Here is an 18,819-nt window from a genome sequence, read left to right as displayed (position 1 = left end):
GAGATCGTCGCTTAAAACGCAAATACGAATGCCGAAAAAATCAGTCAGTAAGAAAAATTGAAATAATCTACGAGCAGAGCTGGAGTATTACGTTTTTCGCTTGAAATTTTCAGCGGGATGTTCAGGCCTGAATAGATGAATAAGGTATCGTAGCGCACGCTGGCCGCCCATCCGTGCCGGTCTACTAGTTACTGCCCACTCTTGTTCAGTAGAAATAACATGCTGGAACAGACCCTCGTTGTGCTCTGTGACGTTGGCACAACAGGCCATTCGGACGGGCCGTAGAGCAGCAGCGGCTTTTCTTCGACCACCCGAAAGCCGTTCTCGTGAAACAAACGGCGCCAGCCTTTGATTGTAAAACTGCGGTAGCTCGCGATGAAGCTCGCGTGGCAGCCCCGCCCCTCGGGCAGCGCTAACCGGACCAGTTTCATGATTTTCGAATCGGTCGCGAAGCTGCGTCCCATGCCTCGGGCCTTGTTGTAATACTGCGCCGGCAGCGAGAGCAGCAGCCAAAGCGCGGTCGGCACCGAAAAAGCGTACAAACAGTTGGGCTTGCCGATCCGTCTAATTTCGCGGAACGCAGCCAAGGCATCGTCCAGGTCCGGGATGACGTGATTGGAAAAGATAATGTCAAACTGTTCGGCCGCGAACGGTGTCTCAGCGATGCTACACTCAACGAACTGTGCACCGGGCAATTTTTTTACGCCGTCGCTGGTATAGATATCCGAGCCAATGACGTTGCCGATTTTTTTCAAGTAAGGGATCTGGAAACCGTCGCCGCTGCCAAATTCCAAGATATTGAGCTTGCGGTTTTTCGCGCTCGGCGAGGCTTGTAAAAATCGCTGGAGGTTCTCGATGATCAAGCTGACTTCCATCTGCCGTTTGCGTCGCCGGTCTTCGTACTCCTGCTCTCTCGTATTGGGTAGAACAATTTTTGCCAACTCCATGGTGCGCTGTAACATTGTAGTTCTTCTCCCTCAGAACTTGTGCTTCAATCGAGTGAAAAATCCCTCCCTATGCGGTTGGCCGCCGCCCAGCGGTAGGCCCACGCGGTTGTGACCGTATCCCACACGGACATACCCGCCGATTCAAAAAGCACCGTCTCCCCTTCTGTCGCGCGCGCAGGAACCTTTCCTACAATCACATCGCCCAACTCACCGACAATCTTCTCCGCCGACCAACTGCCGTCTGCGATCATCGCCATATAGGGCTGGCGCGGCGCTTCGCCACCGAGCACCTCTTCCAGCCATGAGACGATGACGCGCGAACCCAGCACGGTTTGGCGCGGCAGTTGACCGCTGGTGATCGAAATCACCAATGCGCCTGGAACAATCCACTGGGGCTCGATCACCGTCGAGCGTGAGCTCGTGGCCAAACTGACCATTGGCATGTTCTCCACCGCGGCGCGCGGACTCTCAACGGCTTCGACATCAACACCAAGCCACTGGCTCATTCTCTTAGCAAAAGCACCGCGATGGTCCTTTGTCGTGCTGAACACTTTTATTTTCTTGAGCCCAGGCACGCCGCGGCGGATTGCAAGGGCTTGGCCCAGCGCTTGGCGACCACTGCCAATGAGACCCAAAGCATCGGCATTTTTCGGTGCTAGATATTTACACGCCACTCCGGCCGGCGCCCCAGTGCGCCAGACGTTCAAGCTGCGCCCGGCAACAAGCGCCAGCAGATCGCCACTCTCACCGTCGAAGAGAAAAATGAAATAGGCATTCTTTGCGCCGCGAAACAGCCCACTGACGCGCATCCCCTGCCCCGCGCCTGGCACCGCGGAGGTTGTGATACGATATTTTTTCTTGCTATCAAGCAGACTAGTTTCCAGACGGACCTGGCCAGAGACTTTGCCAGAATTGTAGTCGGCCATGGACGCTTCAATCAGCGGCAGCAACTGGTCCATGGCGCCTGCATCATCTAGCAGCGGCGCGAGATCGCTCTCACTCAAAATCAGCGGCATTCATCCACCTCGTAGCGGCAACTTATAGAAAAAGACCGCGCGGGACAAATTGACAAGGGTACAACTAAAGTGAGAGATTGCGCCGGGAGGAAAATTATTCTTGAAACCAATCAAGGAGGTTATGGCAGCCGCTGTGCTCACGCTGCTGCCGACTATCGTTATGGCACAGGATCTAATCCGCATCGGACTGTTCAACAAGGATGCGGCGATCGTCACCGCCGAACAGAAGAACTTTCTCTGGCAGCAAAACATCCGGGTCGAGATCAGCACGGTCACCGACTCGCCGTCGCTTTTGCGCAACTTGATCAAAGGCAACTATGATCTAATTCTCAATAACGCCGATAATGTCATTGCCTGGGCCGAAGGCCAAGGTGAAGACCCGCAGAAAAACGATTTTATTATCTTTCTAGGCGGCAGCCAGGGCGTCGACCAGAAACTCGTCGTCGTGCCGAGCATCAACGACTACAAGGATCTGAAAGGCAAGCTTTTGGCCGCCGACGCGGTGACCACGGGTTACGCCGTGGTCGCCATGGCGATCCTAAAAAAGTACGGCCTGGAATGGAAACGCGATTATCAGGTGAAATCCTTCGGCAACACCACGGCGCGAGCCGACGCCATGAGCCGGGGCGATGCCGTCGCTGCGATGATGAGCATGGCCGATGACGAGATCAAAAAGCGCGGCTTTAAGATCCTCACCGAAGCCAGAGACCATGTCGAAAACTACGCCCGCGGCCTGGGCGCTACCCGGCGCGACTGGGCGCGCACCAATGACGACCTCTTGGTGCGCTTCAACCGCGCCATGATCCGCGCCACGGATTTTATTCAGGACCCGAAGAACAAGGATGAAGTCATCAAAGGCTTGCTGGTGGAAACCAAGAACAACAAGGGCCGCGCCGAAGGAATGTACCGCCAGGCCTTGGATCCCAACATGGGTTTGACGCCGCGCAGCCGCATCGACGCCGCCGGTATCCGCAGCGTCATCGAGCTGCGCGAGACCGCCGGCCTGATGAAACCCGGCCAGGTCAAAGCCGAAAAATATATCGACGCGCGCTTCTACGACAAGGCGCTGGAGACACTGGGAAAATGAACAATACAACGCGACGTGTAGGGGCAGGCCTTGTGCCTGCCCTTCGAATGGGCGACCACAAGGGTCGCCCCTACATGCGCCTTGTTCGTGCAGGTTCTTTAAATGATTGCGCTTTACCATAACGACATGTCGGTGTGCGCGCAGAAGGTGCGCATGACGCTCGCAGAGAAAAGTCTGCCGTGGGAGAACCACCATCTCGATCTGCGCGCCGGCGATCAGCAGAAGCCGGAATATCTAAAGCTCAATCCCAACGCGGTGGTGCCGACCATCGTTGACGACGGCAAAGTCATCGTCGAGTCGACCGTCATCTGCGAATATCTCGACGATGCCTATCCCGAGCCGCCATTGCGGCCCAAAGCGGCTGACGAGCGGGCGCGCATGCGCCTTTGGACCAAGCAGTTGGACGAAGGGGTGCACGCTGCCACCAGCACGCTCAGCAACGGCATGGCCTTTCGCCATCAAAAGCTCGCCTGGGGTAAAGAGCGCCTAGAAGAGTTTCATCGCAACATGCCCGATGCAAAACGGCGTGAGCAAAGTTGGGAGAACATCACCAAAGGTGTCGAGGAGCATTTTTTCATCGATGCTGCCAAGCGCTTCGATAAACTGCTCGGCGACATGGAAGAGGCGTTGAGTCGAAACAGCTGGCTCAGCGGCAAAGAATTTTCCCTCGCCGATATCGGCTACGCGCCCTACATCACTCGCCTCGATCATTTGCAATTGCAGTTTTTTGGGGAAGGCCGGCCGCATATTCCCGCCTGGTACGAGCGGCTGCGCGAGCGGCACGGCTACGTCGAAGCTTTCGATCGTTGGCGCAACGACGCCTACGAGCAGCTCATGAGAGAGAAAGGCCGCGAAGTGCAAGCGCGTGTGAAAGCCATTATCGCAGACTCCACGCGCCGGAGCTGATCCGCCGCGCCCATCGCAGCGGCCACGGAGGCACACCTATGAAACTCGTCGGCACCAATGTTCCCATGGTCGGCGGCGTCGCCAAGGTGAGCGGCGCGATTAACTATGTCGCCGACTTGGACTTCCCCGGCCTGCTCGCCGTCAAAGCACTGCGCAGCCCCTACGCCCACGCGAGACTCGTGCGCGTCGACGCCAGCAAAGCGCGGTCTTTGCCGGGGGTGGCTGCAATCGTCACCCGCGACGATCTCGCCGGCCTCAATCCGCGCTACGGCACCGGCGTCGAAGACCAGCCGGTGGTCGCCATCGACAAAGTGCATTACGTCGGCGACATCGTCGCCGCGGTGGCGGCGGAAAGTGAAGCGATCGCCGAAGCCGCCGCCGCGCTGATCGATGTCGAATATGACGAGCTGCCCGCCGTTACCGACATTCTCGCGAGCGCCAGACCCGATGCGCCGATCATTCACCAAAAACATGTCGACAAAAACGCCGGCGGTAACATTCATGGCCGCTATCACGTCGAAAGCGGCGATGCCGAAGCTGGCTTTCGCGACGCTGATGAAATCGTCGAGCATAGCTACAGCGTGCCGCCGGTGCAGCACGGCCATATCGAGCTGCACGTCGTTAGCGCCTACTGGGAACCCGGCGGCAAGCTTGTCGTCCACACGCCCTGTCAGACACCGTCACCGCTGCAGGAACAGATCGCAAAGGTCTTCAAACTGCCGCTCACCCAGGTGCGCGTGATCGTGCCCTTCGTCGGCGGCGGCTACGGTGGTAAAAATCACGCGCGCGTCGAACCGGTGGTCGCGCTGCTGGCAAAAAAAGCGCGCCGTCCGGCGCGCTGGATCTTGACCCGCGACGAAGTATTTCTCACCGGGCGCCGCTTCGGCGCGGCGATCACGATGAAAATGGGTTTCAAGCGCGACGGTCGTATCACCGCTTGCAAGGCCGATGTCTATTACGAGATGGGTGCCTATGCGCTCTCCGGACCGGCCAATTCGAAAAATGGCTGCTATATCGCCGCCGGCCCGTACAATATTCCCAACCGCGACCTAACCAGCTATGCGGTCTACACCAATCTGCCGCCGGCCGGGCCCTATCGCGGCGTCGGCGCTTCGCACGTCTGCTGGGCCTATGAATCGATGGTCGACGAGATCGCCCGCCGTTTGGACATGGACCCGGTCGAGCTGCGCTTGAAAAATCTGCTCAAAGAAGGCGACCGCTTCATCACCGACGAACCGATGATTTCCGTCGGCATCTCCGACTGCGTCAAACAAGTCGCCCAAGCGCTCGACTGGCGCGGCAAAGCAGAATTGCATCCGGCGCAGAATGGCAGTCCGGTTGTCCGCGCCAAAGGCTTGGCCGTGGCGATAAAAAGCACCTCGACACCAAGCACCTCGGCGGCGAGCATCCGCTTAAACGGCGACGGCTCGGCAGTGGTGCTGACCAGCAGTGTCGACATGGGCCAAGGCGCGCGCACTTGTTTAGCGCAGATCGTCGGCGACGAGTTGGGCTTGCCGATGGAGCGTGTCAGCGTCAGTTTCCCAGACAGCGACTTCACGCCGTACGATAAGGCCACGAGCTCGAGCCGCACCACTTTTCACATGGGGCAAGCCGTGCAGAAATCCGCCGCGCAGATTCGCGCCCAGCTCTTCGAAGTCGCCGCCAAGCAGCTCGAAGCCCGCGAAGAAGATTTAGAAACGATCGACGGCGCCGTGCGTGTCAAAGGCGTCCCAGAAAAATCGCTGACGATCCCCCAGCTGTTTCGCGCCAAGTACGGCGAAGCCAGCGGCAGCATGTTCGGCAGCTTCATGCTGCGCACCGAAGGCGGCGTGAACGAGAAAACCGGCCGCGGCAAAAACTCGGTCTTTTGGTTCTACGCAGCCTCCGGCGCCGAAGTTGAAGTCGACACCGAAACCGGCAAAGTGCGCGTGCTGCGCGTTGTTTCCGCTGTCGACGTCGGCAAAGCGATCCATCCGCGCCAATGCAACTTACAAAACGAAGGCTCGGCGCTGGCCGGCATGGGCTCAGCGCTCTTCGAAGAGATGCGCTTCGACAACGGCCAGCCAATCAACAGCTCTTTCATGGATTACCTGCTGCCGTCGCTCGGCGATCACCCAGAAGAATTTCACTCAGTGCTGGTAGAAAACCCTCACCCCGACGGCCCCTTCGGCGCCAAAGGCATGGGCGAAGCGGCACTGCCACCGATGGCACCGGCGATTGGCAACGCGGTTGCCAACGCGTTGAGCGGCGCCCGCGTGCGAGACTTGCCGATGCGCCCGGATAAGGTTGTAGCCGCATTACGCAAGGCAATTTTGGCGCATCGGCGCTAAAGAGCTTCACCACGAAGACGCGAAGTTCGGAAACATTTCTCTTATCTTTGTGAACTTCGTGCCTCCGTGGTGAAAGGTCCTTCCCGAGTTCTGCGTCCTTGCACTCTGTGCGATTAGATTCGCCGAATCCGACCTCAGGTACCCCGGCCCCCACAGGCCGCAATAGCGGCGCACGACAAACTGCCAGTTGTCTCCTCCTGAGTAGCTGTTTCGCTGTGAACGCGTGATTTTCTTCTCAAAAGCAGGATTCGAAGTCAACGCCCCCATTCGGGTTAAGCTCGAATTGCCAAATTCGCGCATCCGGAGTAAGCTCGCGAGGCTTTCAACTGGGGGAGATTTTTGATGCTCATACACCGGTTTATAATGCTTTGTGCCGCCTTGGTTTTAGTTTCGCCGCAGTTGGCGAGCGCCGAAGTTATTCACATTGGCATTTCAACTCCGGGACTGTACGAGATCCCGGTCGAAATCGCCCAGCGCAAGGGGTTCTACAAAGACGAGGGTCTCGAAGTGCGCAAGGTGGTTATCCGCACCAATCTGCATGCGGCGGCGCTGATCGCAAACGAGTTGGATTACTCGACCGTTAGCGGTCTCATTGCTCGCGCATCGATCCAAGGCCTGCCGGTCAAAGGCGTCATGGGCTGGTTCGATCGACCGCTGCATGTCTTGGTCGCCAAGCCTAATTTCAAGAAAATCACCGACTTCAAGGGCAAGAAGATCGGCCTCAGCGGCCTCGGCTCGGCACCGCATACTATCTTACGCGAAGCCCTCGCCCAGGCCGGCATGAATCCCGAACGCGACGTGATTACGCTGGCCATTGGCGGTTCCGGCGACCGGCTCGCCGCTCTTGCCGCGGGCATCGTGGACGGCACCCCGTTGGACGTCGCGTATCTCGAAAAGGCGGAAAAGCTTGGCCTGGTCCCGATGCTGTATTTCGGCGACGTGGTCCACACCCGCCTTGGCGGGTTCGGCGTATCGATGGATAAAATCCGCAAGAACCCGACCCAGATCGTCCGGGCTATCCGCTCCACGCTCAAAGGGATACGCTTCGTTAGAAACAACAAACCGGAGACCCTGGCGATCATGCGCGACTATCTCAACGTTAGCGCGGGCGCAGCGCTGAAGATCTACGATTACTCGATGGTGTCGCTTAACCCTGACGGCGGTGTGGCCAAGGCCACCATGGACACCGAGATCCGTTTGGCGCGCGAGCAGCTAAAAATCACCGAGGAGATCAGCGAAGACAAAATCATGGATTGGCGCTTTCTCAAAGAAGCCTTGGCGCAAAAATAGGAGGTTTTCTCGTGGCAAAAATCAAGCATATCGCGATCCGCACCCACGACGTCGAGAAGACCGCGCAATTCTACAAAGAAGCCTTTGGCCTGGAACAGGTCGGCCTCGGTCAAAGCGGTATTTATCTGACCGATGGCAGCTTAAACATCGCGATCCTGAGTTTTCGCGGCGTGGTCGAAGGTGAGACGATGAAGCTCGGCGTCGACCACATTGGCTTTCAGGTCGACGACGTCGACGCGTTCGTTGATAGGGTAAAAAGCCTCGGCGGCAAAGCCTTGAGCGAACGCAACGAAGTGCATCACGGCGATCCGGCGAAACCGCAATCTTACTTCGAAGTAAAATGCGTAGGCCCGGACGATCAGGTGATCGATATTTCCAACGCCGGGTGGGCGGGGGCGAAATAGAGTCTAGAAATGTTTGGCCCTTCGATACGGCTTGCTGGACCAACTCAGGGCCAACGGAAGATTGTCATACTATCGGAGCCGTTCGGAGGACGAGAGATGATCCGCATCACGCTGTTTTCCACGCTGGCGATTTTTCTCAGTTGGGGCAGTTCCCTCGCCCAGGAAAACTTTTATCGCGGCAAAACCGTGCGCATCATCGTCGGCCTCGCCCCCGGCGGTGGCTTCGACACCTACTCGCGTTTGATCGCGCGCCACATCGGCAAGCACATCCCCGGCAACCCAGCCGTGCTAGTCGACAACATGCCGGGCGCCGCGAGTTTGTTGGCCACCAATCATCTCTACAAAGTCGCCAAGCCCGACGGCCTCACCATCGGCAACTTCGTCGGCGGCCTGGTTATGCATCAACGCTTCGGCGCGCCGGGAGTGGATTTCGACGGCGTTAAGTTCGAATACTTGGGCGCGCCGGCGCAGGACAATTTCATGATCGGCCTGGCGAAGTCAACCGGCATCACCAGCTTGGAGCAGTGGATGCGGTCGGGCACAGTGATCAAGTTCGGCGGCGTATCCCCCGGCGGCGGCACCGATGACCTGCCTAAAGTCCTCAAGGCCACCCTCGGCTTGCCGCTCCAGTTGGTCACCGGCTACAAAGGCACCGGACCGATCCGTCTGGCCTTCAACGCCGGCGAGGTGCAGGGGATTTCCAACTCCTGGGAGTCGTTCAAATCGACTTGGCCCAACGAAATGGAAAAAGGCGAAGTGACCATCGTGCTGCAAGCGACCGTGAAGGCCCATCCCGAAGTGCCGAAAAATATTCCGGTCGCTTACGATCTCGCGAAGACTGACGAAGCGCGCCGGCTGATTCGCACCCAGGCAGTGGTCAACGGCGTCACCAATCGGGTCTACGCGCTGCCGCCGCGCACGCCAAAGGACCGGGCAGCGCTGCTGCGCAACGCGTTCGACGCGACTTTGAAAGATGCGGAGTTTCTCGCCGACGCCCAGCGCGCGCGGCTGGATATCAACCCCATTTCCGGGACGGAGATTGAAAACGAAGTGAAGAGCATCTTCAGACTAGAACAACCTTTGGTCGACAAGCTTAAAGAAATCCTAAAGTAGACTGGAATCGGCTGTGAACAAATTTGGTCGCTCGCTCGCATTACTATGGTTGGCGTTTGACGCCGCCTTGGCCTCAGCTAATCCGTATCTCGCAAAACCAGGGGAAGCCCCCATCCCAGTTCGGGTCGCCACCTGCGCCATCAGCGGCGGCTTCATGCATCTCTACACTGCCATTGACAACCGTTTGTTCGAAAAGTACGGCCTCAAAGTCGAGTTTCTGCTGGTGCGCGGCGCCGGTGTTTCGGTGGCGGCGCTGGCCTCCAACGAACTCCAGTTTCTGTATTGCACCGCAGATGCCATCATTCCCAGCCTCGCCGCCGGCGCCGAAGCCAAGATGATCGCCTCGCCGCTCGTCGGCTTGCCCTGGGTCATGATCGCGCGCAAAGAGATCCGCCGCATTGAAGACCTGAAGGGGAAGATTTTCATCGCCACCCGTCCCGGCGGCACGCCGGACACGCTGATCAGAGTTTTAATGAAGCGGCTCAATTTCAGCGCCAACGACTTGAGCATTCGCCACATCGGCGGCGCCGGCCAAACCGAAGTCTACAACGCTTTGTTGCAGGACCTGGGGCACGCCACCATGGTCACAGCGCCACTCGACGCTCGCGCCAAGCGCGACGGCTTGAACGTGATCTATCAACTCGACGATCTCAACCTGCCGGCAATCTACAGTAGCCTGTTCACCAACCAGCGCCTGCTCAAGGAACGGCCGGAGGCGGTGCAGCGATTCACCGCCGCCATGGCCGAGGCGATCCACTTCGTCGAGAAAAATCCCGAACGGGCGAAAGCCTCGGTGGGTAAAGTTTTAGCGCTCAAAGATTCCGAGTCGCTACAAGCCGCCTACGACGCTTACGCCAAACAGCTGGTCAACCGGCGCGTCACGGTGCCGGTTTCTCGCGTGGTTGAGACAATTGAGGCGGCCCGTCAGGCGGGGGCCCAAGTGCGTCGCAAAGCCAACGAAACCTACGACAACAGCTACGCCGAACATCTGGAAAAGAGCGGCTTTTTGAAAGACCTCTGGGGCGGTGAAGTGCCGGGCAAGAAGTGGTGAGGCATGACGGATCGGACCGAACGGTCGGTTCTGACTTCGCTAATTGGTGAGTCTTCGCCGCACGCTGTAGCGCCCCCACCAGAGCAGCAGCGCCGACAAGCCCAGCGTGTAAACCAAATCCCACAAAACCACAAGCGACCACTGACCGCTAAACGCCGCGCGCGCTAGGCGCACCGGGTGGAGCAATGGCAATATTTCGGCCACCCACAGCCACACGCCCGAGAGTCTTTCCTTGAGAGGAAAGAAAACGTCGGAAAACAAGAACAGCGGCGTCACGAACAAAGTGAAGTAGAAACTGAACATGTCGATGTTGGGAATGCGCAGCGAAAAGACAATGCCGATGGCGGCGAACAGCAAGCCGGCGATCGGAATGACGAACAGAGCCAGCAATGACGACGGCCACGGCGTCAAACCGAACAGGGCCAGGACGATGAAGAAACAGCCGCCGTAGATGCAGGCCCGCGTTACCGCCCACAGCACTTCGCCTGCTAGTACATCGTCGGGCTCGATCGGCGTTGTCAGCATCGCGTCGTAGGATTTCTCAAACGTCAGTCGCACAAAAATATTGTAAGTCACCTCGAAACTGGCGCCATTCATCGCCGCGACGCAAACTAACCCTGGCGCGAGAAACTGGATGTAGCTCATACCCCCCATCTGTGAGACGTAGGCGCCGACGCCGAGGCCGATCGAAAAAAGATAGAACACCGGCTCGAAAAAATTCGGCAAAATATTCCACTTCCAGGTCCGCTTGTACATCGCCGCGTTGCGGCGCCAGACCGACAGCGCGTAAGGCAGCGAGAGGCTCATGGATTATTCTCCAGACCGGTGCCGGTGAGCGAAAGAAAAACATCTTCCAAATTGGTCGGCCGCACGATCAATGACCGGCGGTCGCCTTGGTCGTGGCGGCGAATATGATCGATCAGCGGCGTGGCGTCATTGAGGTAGACCATCAGGCGCTTGCCGGCGCGCAGGCGTTTTTGCGAATACGCGGCGCCGTCCAAAAGCGATTCTTCTTCATGCGGCGTCGCGTCGAACTCGACCGTTTCCGCCGCCAGGCGCGTCTCGATCAGCTCTGCCGGCGCTCCCTGGCCGATCATTTTTCCCGCCGCCATGATTGCCACCCGATCGCATAGCCGCTGCGCTTCGTCCATGTAATGCGTCGTAACAAGCACCGTGGTTCCTGTGGCGCGCAGCTCGCGGATGCGCGACCAGAGGGCGAGCCTGACCGCAGGATCGAGCCCGGTCGTCGGCTCGTCGAGAATCAATAAATCCGGACCGTTGATCAGGGACTGGGCAATCGCCAGCCGCCGCTGAAACCCGCCCGACAACTGCCGCACTGGCACGTTGGCGTGCGAACGCAGCTCAAGGAAATCAAGCAACTCCCCAGCGCGGCTCGACAAGTCCGGCTCGCGTAAAAGATGATAGCGGCCAAATACCCGCAGATTTTCTAGGGGCGAGAGCGCGTCAACCAAGACATTTTGTTGCAGGGTTACACCGAGACGCTTGCGAATCGCGCGCAACTCTTTGGCAATATCCAACCCAAAAACATGAATAGTCCCGCTGGTCGGCGCCGTCACGCCATAAATCATGCGCAGGGTAGTCGTCTTGCCGGCGCCGTTGGGCCCCAACAGACCGAAACAAGTATGCGGCGGGACTTGCAGGTCGACACCATCGACGACCGAACGGCTGCCGAACCGCTTCGTGACCGCCCGCACACCGACAACAGGAGAGTTATCTGGAGACTCCATCGAGGATGATCAACCTTCTTCGGCTTTAAAGAAAAATCTGACGCAATCGCTGAGCAAGTGCAAGATCGGCAGCGAGAAGAGCTTTGAGATTTGAACCTAGCCCGAATTATTCATGCGACCGGCAAAACCCATGACACTGTGTCGATCGAAGTGGAACTCTGGAGGAGCGAAGGCATCAGCGCAAATCGTTCGGTTTAATTCGCCGATGCTGGGCATCTCTTCGACCTTTTCACTGCGATTCGCAGAGCAGGGCGACGCCGGTCGCCTCTACAAGGCGGCGTCGAAGCGGATGTCTGTTGCCTTCGCTCCGGAAGAGTTTCACTTCGATCGCGCCGCAGCGATGAATAATCCGGGCTAGAGATCGGAGTTCGCATCCCGGCTCCAGGCAAGATTCAATCGGCTCAATGTTTCGGCAATACCGCGCGGAGCACGCGCAGAATATTGCCGCCGAGAATCTTTCCCGCGTCGGTGTCGGAATAGCCGCGGCGCTTCAATTCCACCGGCAGATTCTCCGGATCGAGCAGACCGGCGCCAATACCCGGGCGGCGATAGCTGCGGTCTTCGCTCCAGTCGCGGTTTTTCAGCTCCTTCTCATAGTTGGGCACGTAGGGAGCAATCCGCTTGGTGTCTTTGTAAGAGCGATGGAAATCGTCCTGCGCCGAGACGCCGACGTGATCGATGCCAACCAGCTTTACGCAATAGTCGACCCAGTCGACGTAGTCGGCGACGCTCGTGTTAACCCGCACGTCCTGGCAAATCACGCCGCCCTTTTTGGCCGCGGCGACGATCAACGGATCGGGCGCGCTGCGCGGCCGCTTGAATAATGTCCGGCTGGTCGAGTGGCTGAAGATCACCGGCTGCTCGGAGAGATCCAAAGCCTCTTGCGCGGTGCGATCGCCGGAGTGGGAAAGATCGACGATGATCCCCAGTTGATTCATCCGCTTGATCGCTCGCCGGCCGAGTGTCGTCAACCCGGTGTCGACCTCACAAGCATGGCCGCAACCGTAGTAGCTGTTCTCGCTAAAGGCCAAGGACAAGCAGCGCAGACCGAGATCGTAGAAGGCTTCGAGAAAATTCAAACTATCGCTCAAGGCTTTTGGATTCTGCAGGCCGAGTAGCACGCCTACTTTGTCGCGATTCTCCGGGCGGTCGAGATCCTCGGCGTTGCGAATGAGATAAGCCTTGGGATGATCGCGCACCACCGCCTTGACGACCTCGAAGTTCTCGAGGCTCTCCATCGTGTCGTCCCAAGTCTCGTTGGCCGTGCAGCCGGCGACTCGAATGCCTTGCTTGTGCATACGATCGATAAACGCGGCCGACAAATCCTCGGGCCACGGCGCGCCCAAACAATTAACGACGGGCAAATTTCCAGTTGCTTCCATCAACGCACCTCTATGTAGAAAATTCTCTAGCTCAAAAAACGCCGTTCATCCTGAGTAGCCCCGAAGGGGCGAATCGAAGGACGCCCTACGGCAGCCGCGGCGGACTGGAGATCTCCGGATCCACGACTCCCGTCAGCGATTTCAAAAACTCGATCAGATCTTTCTGCTCCGCGGCAGTCAAGTTCAGTGGCCGGATCGTCTCCGAAAGCCATGGATTTTTCTTACCGCCCTGATTGTAGAATGCGATGACCTCTTCGAGAGTCTTGATGCTGCCATCATGCATGTACGGCGGCCGCGGCGCCACGTCACGCAGGGTTGGAGTTTTGAACTTGCCGCGGTCCGATTCCACTTTGGTCGTGGTAAACAGCCCCCAATCAGTCTTTTCCTGCTCAATGCCGACGCCCAGGTTGTGGTAGCCCTCGTCGGTGAAATTGAAACCCGCGTGGCACGGCTGGCAGTTCGCTTTGCCCTTGAATAGCGCCATGCCGCGCTGCGCGGCGGGAGACAGCTCTTTTTTATCCCCGGCCTGGAAACGGTCATAGGGAGAATTCCCCGAAAGGATCATCCGTTCATAAGCGGAGATCGCTTTGGCAACCCCCTCGGGATTCAAATCGGTGCCGAAGACTTTACGAGGGCGCTCTTGATACTCTGGGATGGCGCCGAGATTTTTCACCAAGAGATCGGGCGATTGGTCCGAGGCTTTCATCGCCTGGTCTTCAAGCGAAGTGCGCGCGCGCGCCCACTGCTGCACATCGCTAAACAGGCGATTGACCAGCGTCGGCGAATGGCGCAGCGTAGGGTTGCCGTCAAAGCGCACGGAAAATTGCCGTGGGTCAGCCCAACCATGCTCGGGCAAATGGCAAGTCACGCAGGCTATCGTGCCGTTGCGCGACCAGCGCTTGTCCCAAAAAAACATTTTACCGAGTTCGACTTTTTCTTTGGTGATCGGATTATCGTCGGGAATGTAGGCCGCCTGTTCTTGCAAGCCTAGCGGTAGTTTGAGGTTGAACTCCGCGGCATAGTTGACGGCTGGTAAAGCAACAACTAAGAGGAATAACAGCAAGCTAAACTTCACATTGCCTCCAACGACAAACAAGTCACCCCACCCGTAATGAACAGCGACAACTCTGTCAAGATGGGGAGTCAGGTAATTTTCCACGCCCGCGGGAGCGTCCAGTGAATCGCCAACACCGACAGGATGCCGGCTCCGGCCATCAGCGCTGTGGCCCAAGTGGCGCCGCAGAAAGCAGCCAGGGAACCGATGATCATGCTGCCAACCGTCATGACCACCTGGCTCTGTTGAAAAAGCGATACCACACGGTCGCGAAATTCTGACGGCGAATACGTCTGAATCACCGTCTGCACCAGCGCGTGAGAACAGACGTTGGTAAAGCCGACGATCACCATCAGTGCCAACGACACGCCGAACCACGGCGACAGCGCAAAGCCCGCCACGCTGAGGCCGTAGACGGCGAGGCCGCCGAGCATGAACAAACCGCGCGGCATGCGATCGCCGAAGCTGGCGATCGCCAGCGCGCTGCCCAGCGCGCCGATGCCCATGGTAGTTAATAACAAACCCTGCCCAGTGGCTCCGACTTTGAGAATATCGCGGGCGAACACCGGTAATAATGTGACGAACGGCACAATGAACAGCGACGCCAACATGACAACGAGTAAGCCCGTGCGCACCGTCTCGTTGCGCCAACTAAACTTCCACCCCTCGACAATGTTCCGACGCAGCGACTCCCGCTGTGCCGTAGTTGTGCCTGCCTCCGTCCTGCCGGCACGCAGGCGCGTAGTCCAGAAGGTCGCAAGAAAATAGAAGCCCGCTTGAACGCCAAACGCGCAGCCGGTGCCAACACTGGCGATCAACACCCCGGCCAGTGCCGGCCCGGTGCTGCGCGCCACATTGAAGATCATCGAATTGAGCCCAATGGCATTGGCCAGCCGATCGCGCGGCACCGCGTCGGCGATAATCGCCGCGCGCGCCGGTTGATGAAACGTGTCGCTGATCGCCACCAACACGGCGGTCACATAAACATGCCAAGGTTGGACTTGGCCCACGATCACCAGGAACGCGAGAATGGCGTAAAGGACACCGTTGGCAACTTGTGTCGAAATGATCTGCAACTTGCGCGAATAGCGATCGGCGATACTGCCCGCTATCGGCGACAAAAGAAAAATCGGAATCGCTTGGACGCCGCGCACCATGCCCAACTGAACGGTCGAATTGGTGATTTCATAGATCAGCCACCCCCGCGTCACCTGGTCCATCCAGAACGCCATGGACACAAACACATGGCCCGACCAAAGCAAGCGAAATTCCCGGTAACCAAGCGCTTCGAGCGCGCGCAGGCGCAGTAAAACGGCCCGCGCACCGCTGGTCGCGGTGCGTGATTCACTCGCGCCGGCACGCCGCGGTGGCGCGTCCTCTTCTAGGTTTTTCGGCGTCACGCCGCCATCCGATCTAAAGACAGCATATTTACTTCACGAGTTTCTTCCATATCACGCGATTTTTGCGCAGGTCTACCATTGCGGCGTGCAGCCTCTCTTGACACCACAAGTTGTAAACCGTAAATCAACCAAATGGCACCGTTGCTTCCACTGCACACCGGCTATTTTGTCTTGAACATTTTACTGCAGATTTTCGACGGGCTATTCACCTATCACGTTTTGTCGCGCGGCGTGCCGGAGGCCAATCCCATCGTCCGCATGGCGATCATTGAGTGGGGCGCTTTGTGGGGATTGTTGTACTGGAAGGGCATCGCTTGCATGCTGCTGGTGTGCATTTTCGCTTTGCGTCACCGGCGTCGCAAACTCACGATTCGCGCCTTCAAGATTACCGGCGCGGTCTACGGGTGCCTGGCCGCTGCCGGCATGTACGCACTCACCATCGAACTCCTGCACTACTAAGGCGAACCGCGGCTCCGGGCGTGCGCTTCCGACGAGCGAAATAAATCTCGGCATAAATTCTATGGCGGAACCGAGCCACTTTGACGTTGCGATCCTTGGCGGCGGGCCCGGCGGCATGGCCGCCGCCATGAGCGCGGCCACTCGCGGCATGCGAGTCGTCCTCGTCGACGGCGGCAACTTTCTTGGCTACGGTCTGCAAGGGGCGTTCAAATCGAAGGCGTTGTGGGAAGCGGCGCGCGACTGGCTCAGCGCCCGGGTGATCGCCGGGATCTTGCCGCCAACAGTGTAGAATCGCCAAAAGCCACGGCAGCGGTGCGCACGGCGCACCCTACGGACTTCTGAATTGCATGGAGTTGTCATTCTGATGAGCCAACGGCGAAGAATCTGCTTCCTGCAGGTGCGCGAAAAGCAGATCCTTCGCTGGCGCTCAGGATGACACTAAGGCTTGGCTAGAGCACCGCCGGCTCCTGCTGCGTCACACAGTGGATCGCGCCTAGTCCGGCGACAACTTCGTTGCAGCGCAGGCCGATGACTCTCCTTTTTGGAAAACAATCCTGCAGCGTGCCGAGCGCCGCCTTATCGTTCGGATCGTCGAAGATCGGCACGAGGACAACTTCGTTGCCAATATAAAAATTTGCATAGCTGGCGGGCAATCGAACGTCCTCGTAATAAACCGGTCGCGGACAGGGCAAGGTGATGAGATTGAACTTGCCGCCATCGAGATCGCGCGCGCGCTGCAACCGCTCACCGTTGTCCTGCAAAAAATGATAATTATCGTCTTTGGCATCGCTTTCCAGAATAGCAACCACCGTGCGCGCATCGACGAAGCGGGCGATGTCGTCGATGTGGCCGTCTGTGTCGTCGCCGACAATGCCCTCGCCCAGCCAGATCACCTGTTTTACTCCCAGCGTACCTTCGAGAAACGTCTCAAGCTCGCTGCGGCTTAGATGCGGATTGCGATTCTTGTTGAGCAGACATTGCTCGGTCGTCAAACAAGTGCCGGCACCGTTCACTTCGATCGAACCGCCTTCGAGGATCAGCTTGTGGTCGAAAACTGGCACCTTCAGCAATGCGGCGATGTCGCGCGCGATGCGGTCATCTTCTTCGTAAGCTTTGTACTTCCCGCCCCAGCCGTTGAAGATCCAGTCGTTGAAGGCCAGCGGAGCGTCTTGGGAACTGCGCGTGACAAAGGTCGGGCCGTAGTCGCGCATCCAAACGTCGACGGTGGGAAAGCGCAAGAACGTAACGTTCGCCATCGCCGCCTTCGCCGCACGCAAACGGCTACGCACTTCCTGCTCCACCGATTCGTCGTTGACCAGCAGATAGACTTGCTCGCCCGGCGCGAGAGCGCAGATCATCTGAATCCAGATTTCTCGGACTCGCTCCAAATACGTCGGCCAGGTGTCCAGATTGTGCGGCCACGAAAGCCATGTGGCGCGGTGCGGCGCCCATTCGGCGGGCATCGCATAGCCAAGCGCTGCTGGCGTAGTGGAGCGAGGAGGAGCGTGGGCCATAGGTTTCAACTTGAGTCTATTCGCAAACCCCGGAATGCTTCGACAAGCTCAGCATGACCGGACCTTTTCGCGAACCGGCGCGACTCCGATTCCGTTCGTCCTGATCTCCTCGAAGGACTCCGAATGGGCTTTCAGTGGAGCCTCCTATTTTCTCAAATGTTTTTACCGTTGTCAGTCGATGGCGCGGCTTAATAAAGAGCCGTAGGCATCGATGCGCCGATCGCGCAGAAACGGCCACGCTTGCCGCGTCTCTTCGATCTTCGCCAGATCGCAGTCGGCGACGACAATTTCGTCTTTCTCGCCCTTGGCGCGCGCGACGATCTCACCAAACGGGCCGGCGACAAACGAGTTGCCCCAGAATTTGATCTTGCCTTCGTTGCCGACGCGATTGACCGACGCAACGAAAACACCGTTGGCCACCGCGTGTGAACGCTGGATCAACTCCCAGCCGTTGCGCTGGTTGAGCGCCACGGACTTAGGCTCGTTGGGAATCCAGCCAATCGCCGTGGGATAGAACAAGATCTGCGCGCCGGACAGCGCCGCCAGCCGCGCGCCTTCGGGGAACCATTGGTCCCAGCAGACCAGCACGGCGATCTTGGCGTAGCGCGTCTGAAAACTCGGGAAGCCCAAATCGCCCGGCGTGAAATAGAACTTCTCGTAATAAAGCGGATCGTCGGGGATGTGCATCTTGCGATATTTGCCGGCGACAGAACCATCGGCGTCGAGCACCACCGCCGTGTTGTGATAGATGCCGGCGGCGCGCCGCTCGAACAGCGACGCGACGATCACGACATTTTCGCGCCGCGCCACATCGCTCAAAACCTCAGTGCTCGGCCCGGGAATCGGCTCGGCAAGCGCGAACTTGCGATGATCCTCGCTCTGGCAAAAATAGCGCGAGCGAAATAGTTCCTGCAGACAAACAATCTGCGCCCCTTTGCGCGCCGCGGCTTCGATCCGGTTAACAGCCTTGGCCAGATTGGCGTCGAGGTTGTCGCCCGTGCTCATCTGCACCAGGCCTACCTTGGCACCCGTCGCTGATTTTCGTTGCGCCATGAAGTCACTTTAGCGGAAATGTTTTGCCGACACAAAAAAGGGAGAGGGAAAGCACACGCTCCTCC

18 protein-coding genes are annotated in these 18,819 nt (G+C 58.3%); 9 read left to right on the top strand and 9 right to left on the bottom strand.

Going from position 1 to position 18,819, the window contains the following annotated elements; genetic code table 11:
- Positions 1 to 188: 188 nt before the first annotated feature.
- Both FJ145_17845 and FJ145_17840 read right to left on the bottom strand, forming a co-directional pair.
- On the bottom strand, positions 189 to 962 hold the full coding sequence (locus FJ145_17845) for a class I SAM-dependent methyltransferase (protein ID MBM4263279.1): 774 nt from the start codon (positions 960 to 962) through the stop codon (positions 189 to 191).
- Positions 963 to 991: 29 nt separating this feature from the next.
- Positions 992 to 1,963 carry an ornithine cyclodeaminase family protein gene (locus FJ145_17840; protein ID MBM4263278.1) on the bottom strand — a complete coding sequence of 324 codons (972 nt, stop codon included), beginning with the start codon at positions 1,961 to 1,963 and terminating at the stop codon, positions 992 to 994.
- A gap of 121 nt (positions 1,964 to 2,084) precedes the next feature.
- Here FJ145_17840 and FJ145_17835 point away from each other — a divergent pair, with 121 nt between their 5' ends.
- The 7 genes from FJ145_17835 (at position 2,085) to FJ145_17805 (ending at position 10,144) form a co-directional block, all read left to right on the top strand.
- Positions 2,085 to 3,050, top strand: coding sequence for an ABC transporter substrate-binding protein (locus tag FJ145_17835; protein MBM4263277.1), 966 nt, complete (start codon positions 2,085 to 2,087; stop codon positions 3,048 to 3,050).
- 102 nt (positions 3,051 to 3,152) lie between these two features.
- Positions 3,153 to 3,956: a glutathione S-transferase family protein gene (locus FJ145_17830; GenBank protein ID MBM4263276.1), complete on the top strand. Its 804-nt coding sequence runs from the start codon at positions 3,153 to 3,155 to the stop codon at positions 3,954 to 3,956.
- A 38-nt stretch (positions 3,957 to 3,994) separates the two neighbouring features.
- Positions 3,995 to 6,286: a xanthine dehydrogenase subunit D gene (locus FJ145_17825; GenBank protein MBM4263275.1), complete on the top strand. Its 2,292-nt coding sequence runs from the start codon at positions 3,995 to 3,997 to the stop codon at positions 6,284 to 6,286.
- 342 nt (positions 6,287 to 6,628) lie between these two features.
- Entirely contained in the window at positions 6,629 to 7,576 is a 948-nt protein-coding gene (locus FJ145_17820) for an ABC transporter substrate-binding protein (GenBank protein MBM4263274.1), read from the top strand.
- Positions 7,540 to 7,980, top strand: a complete 441-nt coding sequence (locus tag FJ145_17815; protein MBM4263273.1) for a VOC family protein — start codon at positions 7,540 to 7,542, stop codon at positions 7,978 to 7,980. Before FJ145_17820 ends, FJ145_17815 begins: the two co-directional genes overlap by 37 nt.
- 96 nt (positions 7,981 to 8,076) lie before the next feature.
- Entirely contained in the window at positions 8,077 to 9,093 is a 1,017-nt protein-coding gene (locus FJ145_17810; protein MBM4263272.1) for a hypothetical protein, read from the top strand.
- 13 nt (positions 9,094 to 9,106) lie between these two features.
- A complete protein-coding gene (locus FJ145_17805; protein ID MBM4263271.1) occupies positions 9,107 to 10,144 on the top strand; it encodes an ABC transporter substrate-binding protein in 1,038 nt (345 codons plus the stop codon).
- A gap of 39 nt (positions 10,145 to 10,183) precedes the next feature.
- Here the strand turns inward: FJ145_17805 and FJ145_17800 are convergent, their stop codons facing one another.
- The 5 genes from FJ145_17800 to FJ145_17780 all read right to left on the bottom strand — a co-directional run bounded on the left by FJ145_17800 (position 10,184) and on the right by FJ145_17780 (position 15,728).
- Positions 10,184 to 10,951: an ABC transporter permease gene (locus FJ145_17800; GenBank protein MBM4263270.1), complete on the bottom strand. Its 768-nt coding sequence runs from the start codon at positions 10,949 to 10,951 to the stop codon at positions 10,184 to 10,186.
- Positions 10,948 to 11,892, bottom strand: a complete 945-nt coding sequence (locus FJ145_17795) for an ABC transporter ATP-binding protein (protein ID MBM4263269.1) — start codon at positions 11,890 to 11,892, stop codon at positions 10,948 to 10,950. The genes FJ145_17800 and FJ145_17795 overlap by 4 nt, the downstream gene beginning before the upstream one ends.
- A gap of 401 nt (positions 11,893 to 12,293) precedes the next feature.
- Positions 12,294 to 13,274: a hypothetical protein gene (locus FJ145_17790; GenBank protein MBM4263268.1), complete on the bottom strand. Its 981-nt coding sequence runs from the start codon at positions 13,272 to 13,274 to the stop codon at positions 12,294 to 12,296.
- Positions 13,275 to 13,359: 85 nt separating this feature from the next.
- Positions 13,360 to 14,349, bottom strand: a complete 990-nt coding sequence (locus FJ145_17785; GenBank protein MBM4263267.1) for a c-type cytochrome — start codon at positions 14,347 to 14,349, stop codon at positions 13,360 to 13,362.
- A 68-nt stretch (positions 14,350 to 14,417) separates the two neighbouring features.
- Positions 14,418 to 15,728, bottom strand: coding sequence for an MFS transporter (locus tag FJ145_17780; protein MBM4263266.1), 1,311 nt, complete (start codon positions 15,726 to 15,728; stop codon positions 14,418 to 14,420).
- 132 nt (positions 15,729 to 15,860) lie between these two features.
- Between FJ145_17780 and FJ145_17775 the strand changes: the two genes are divergently transcribed.
- Entirely contained in the window at positions 15,861 to 16,187 is a 327-nt protein-coding gene (locus FJ145_17775) for a hypothetical protein (GenBank protein ID MBM4263265.1), read from the top strand.
- A 61-nt stretch (positions 16,188 to 16,248) separates the two neighbouring features.
- Complete coding sequence (locus FJ145_17770; GenBank protein ID MBM4263264.1) at positions 16,249 to 16,476, top strand: FAD-dependent oxidoreductase; 228 nt, start codon at positions 16,249 to 16,251, stop codon at positions 16,474 to 16,476.
- A 160-nt stretch (positions 16,477 to 16,636) separates the two neighbouring features.
- Here FJ145_17770 and FJ145_17765 read toward each other — a convergent pair whose 3' ends face one another.
- Positions 16,637 to 17,701, bottom strand: a complete 1,065-nt coding sequence (locus FJ145_17765; GenBank protein MBM4263263.1) for an agmatine deiminase family protein — start codon at positions 17,699 to 17,701, stop codon at positions 16,637 to 16,639.
- Between the two features lie 171 nt (positions 17,702 to 17,872).
- Positions 17,873 to 18,754 (bottom strand): carbon-nitrogen hydrolase, encoded by an 882-nt coding sequence (locus FJ145_17760; protein MBM4263262.1) that lies wholly within the window; start codon positions 18,752 to 18,754, stop codon positions 17,873 to 17,875.
- Positions 18,755 to 18,819 lie beyond the last annotated feature (65 nt).

The organism is Deltaproteobacteria bacterium, from assembly GCA_016874755.1.
GTDB lineage: Bacteria > Desulfobacterota > Binatia > UBA9968 > UBA9968 > DP-20.
Note: the sequence above shows the minus strand (reverse complement) of the source record. Positions and strands in the feature narration are given on the sequence as shown.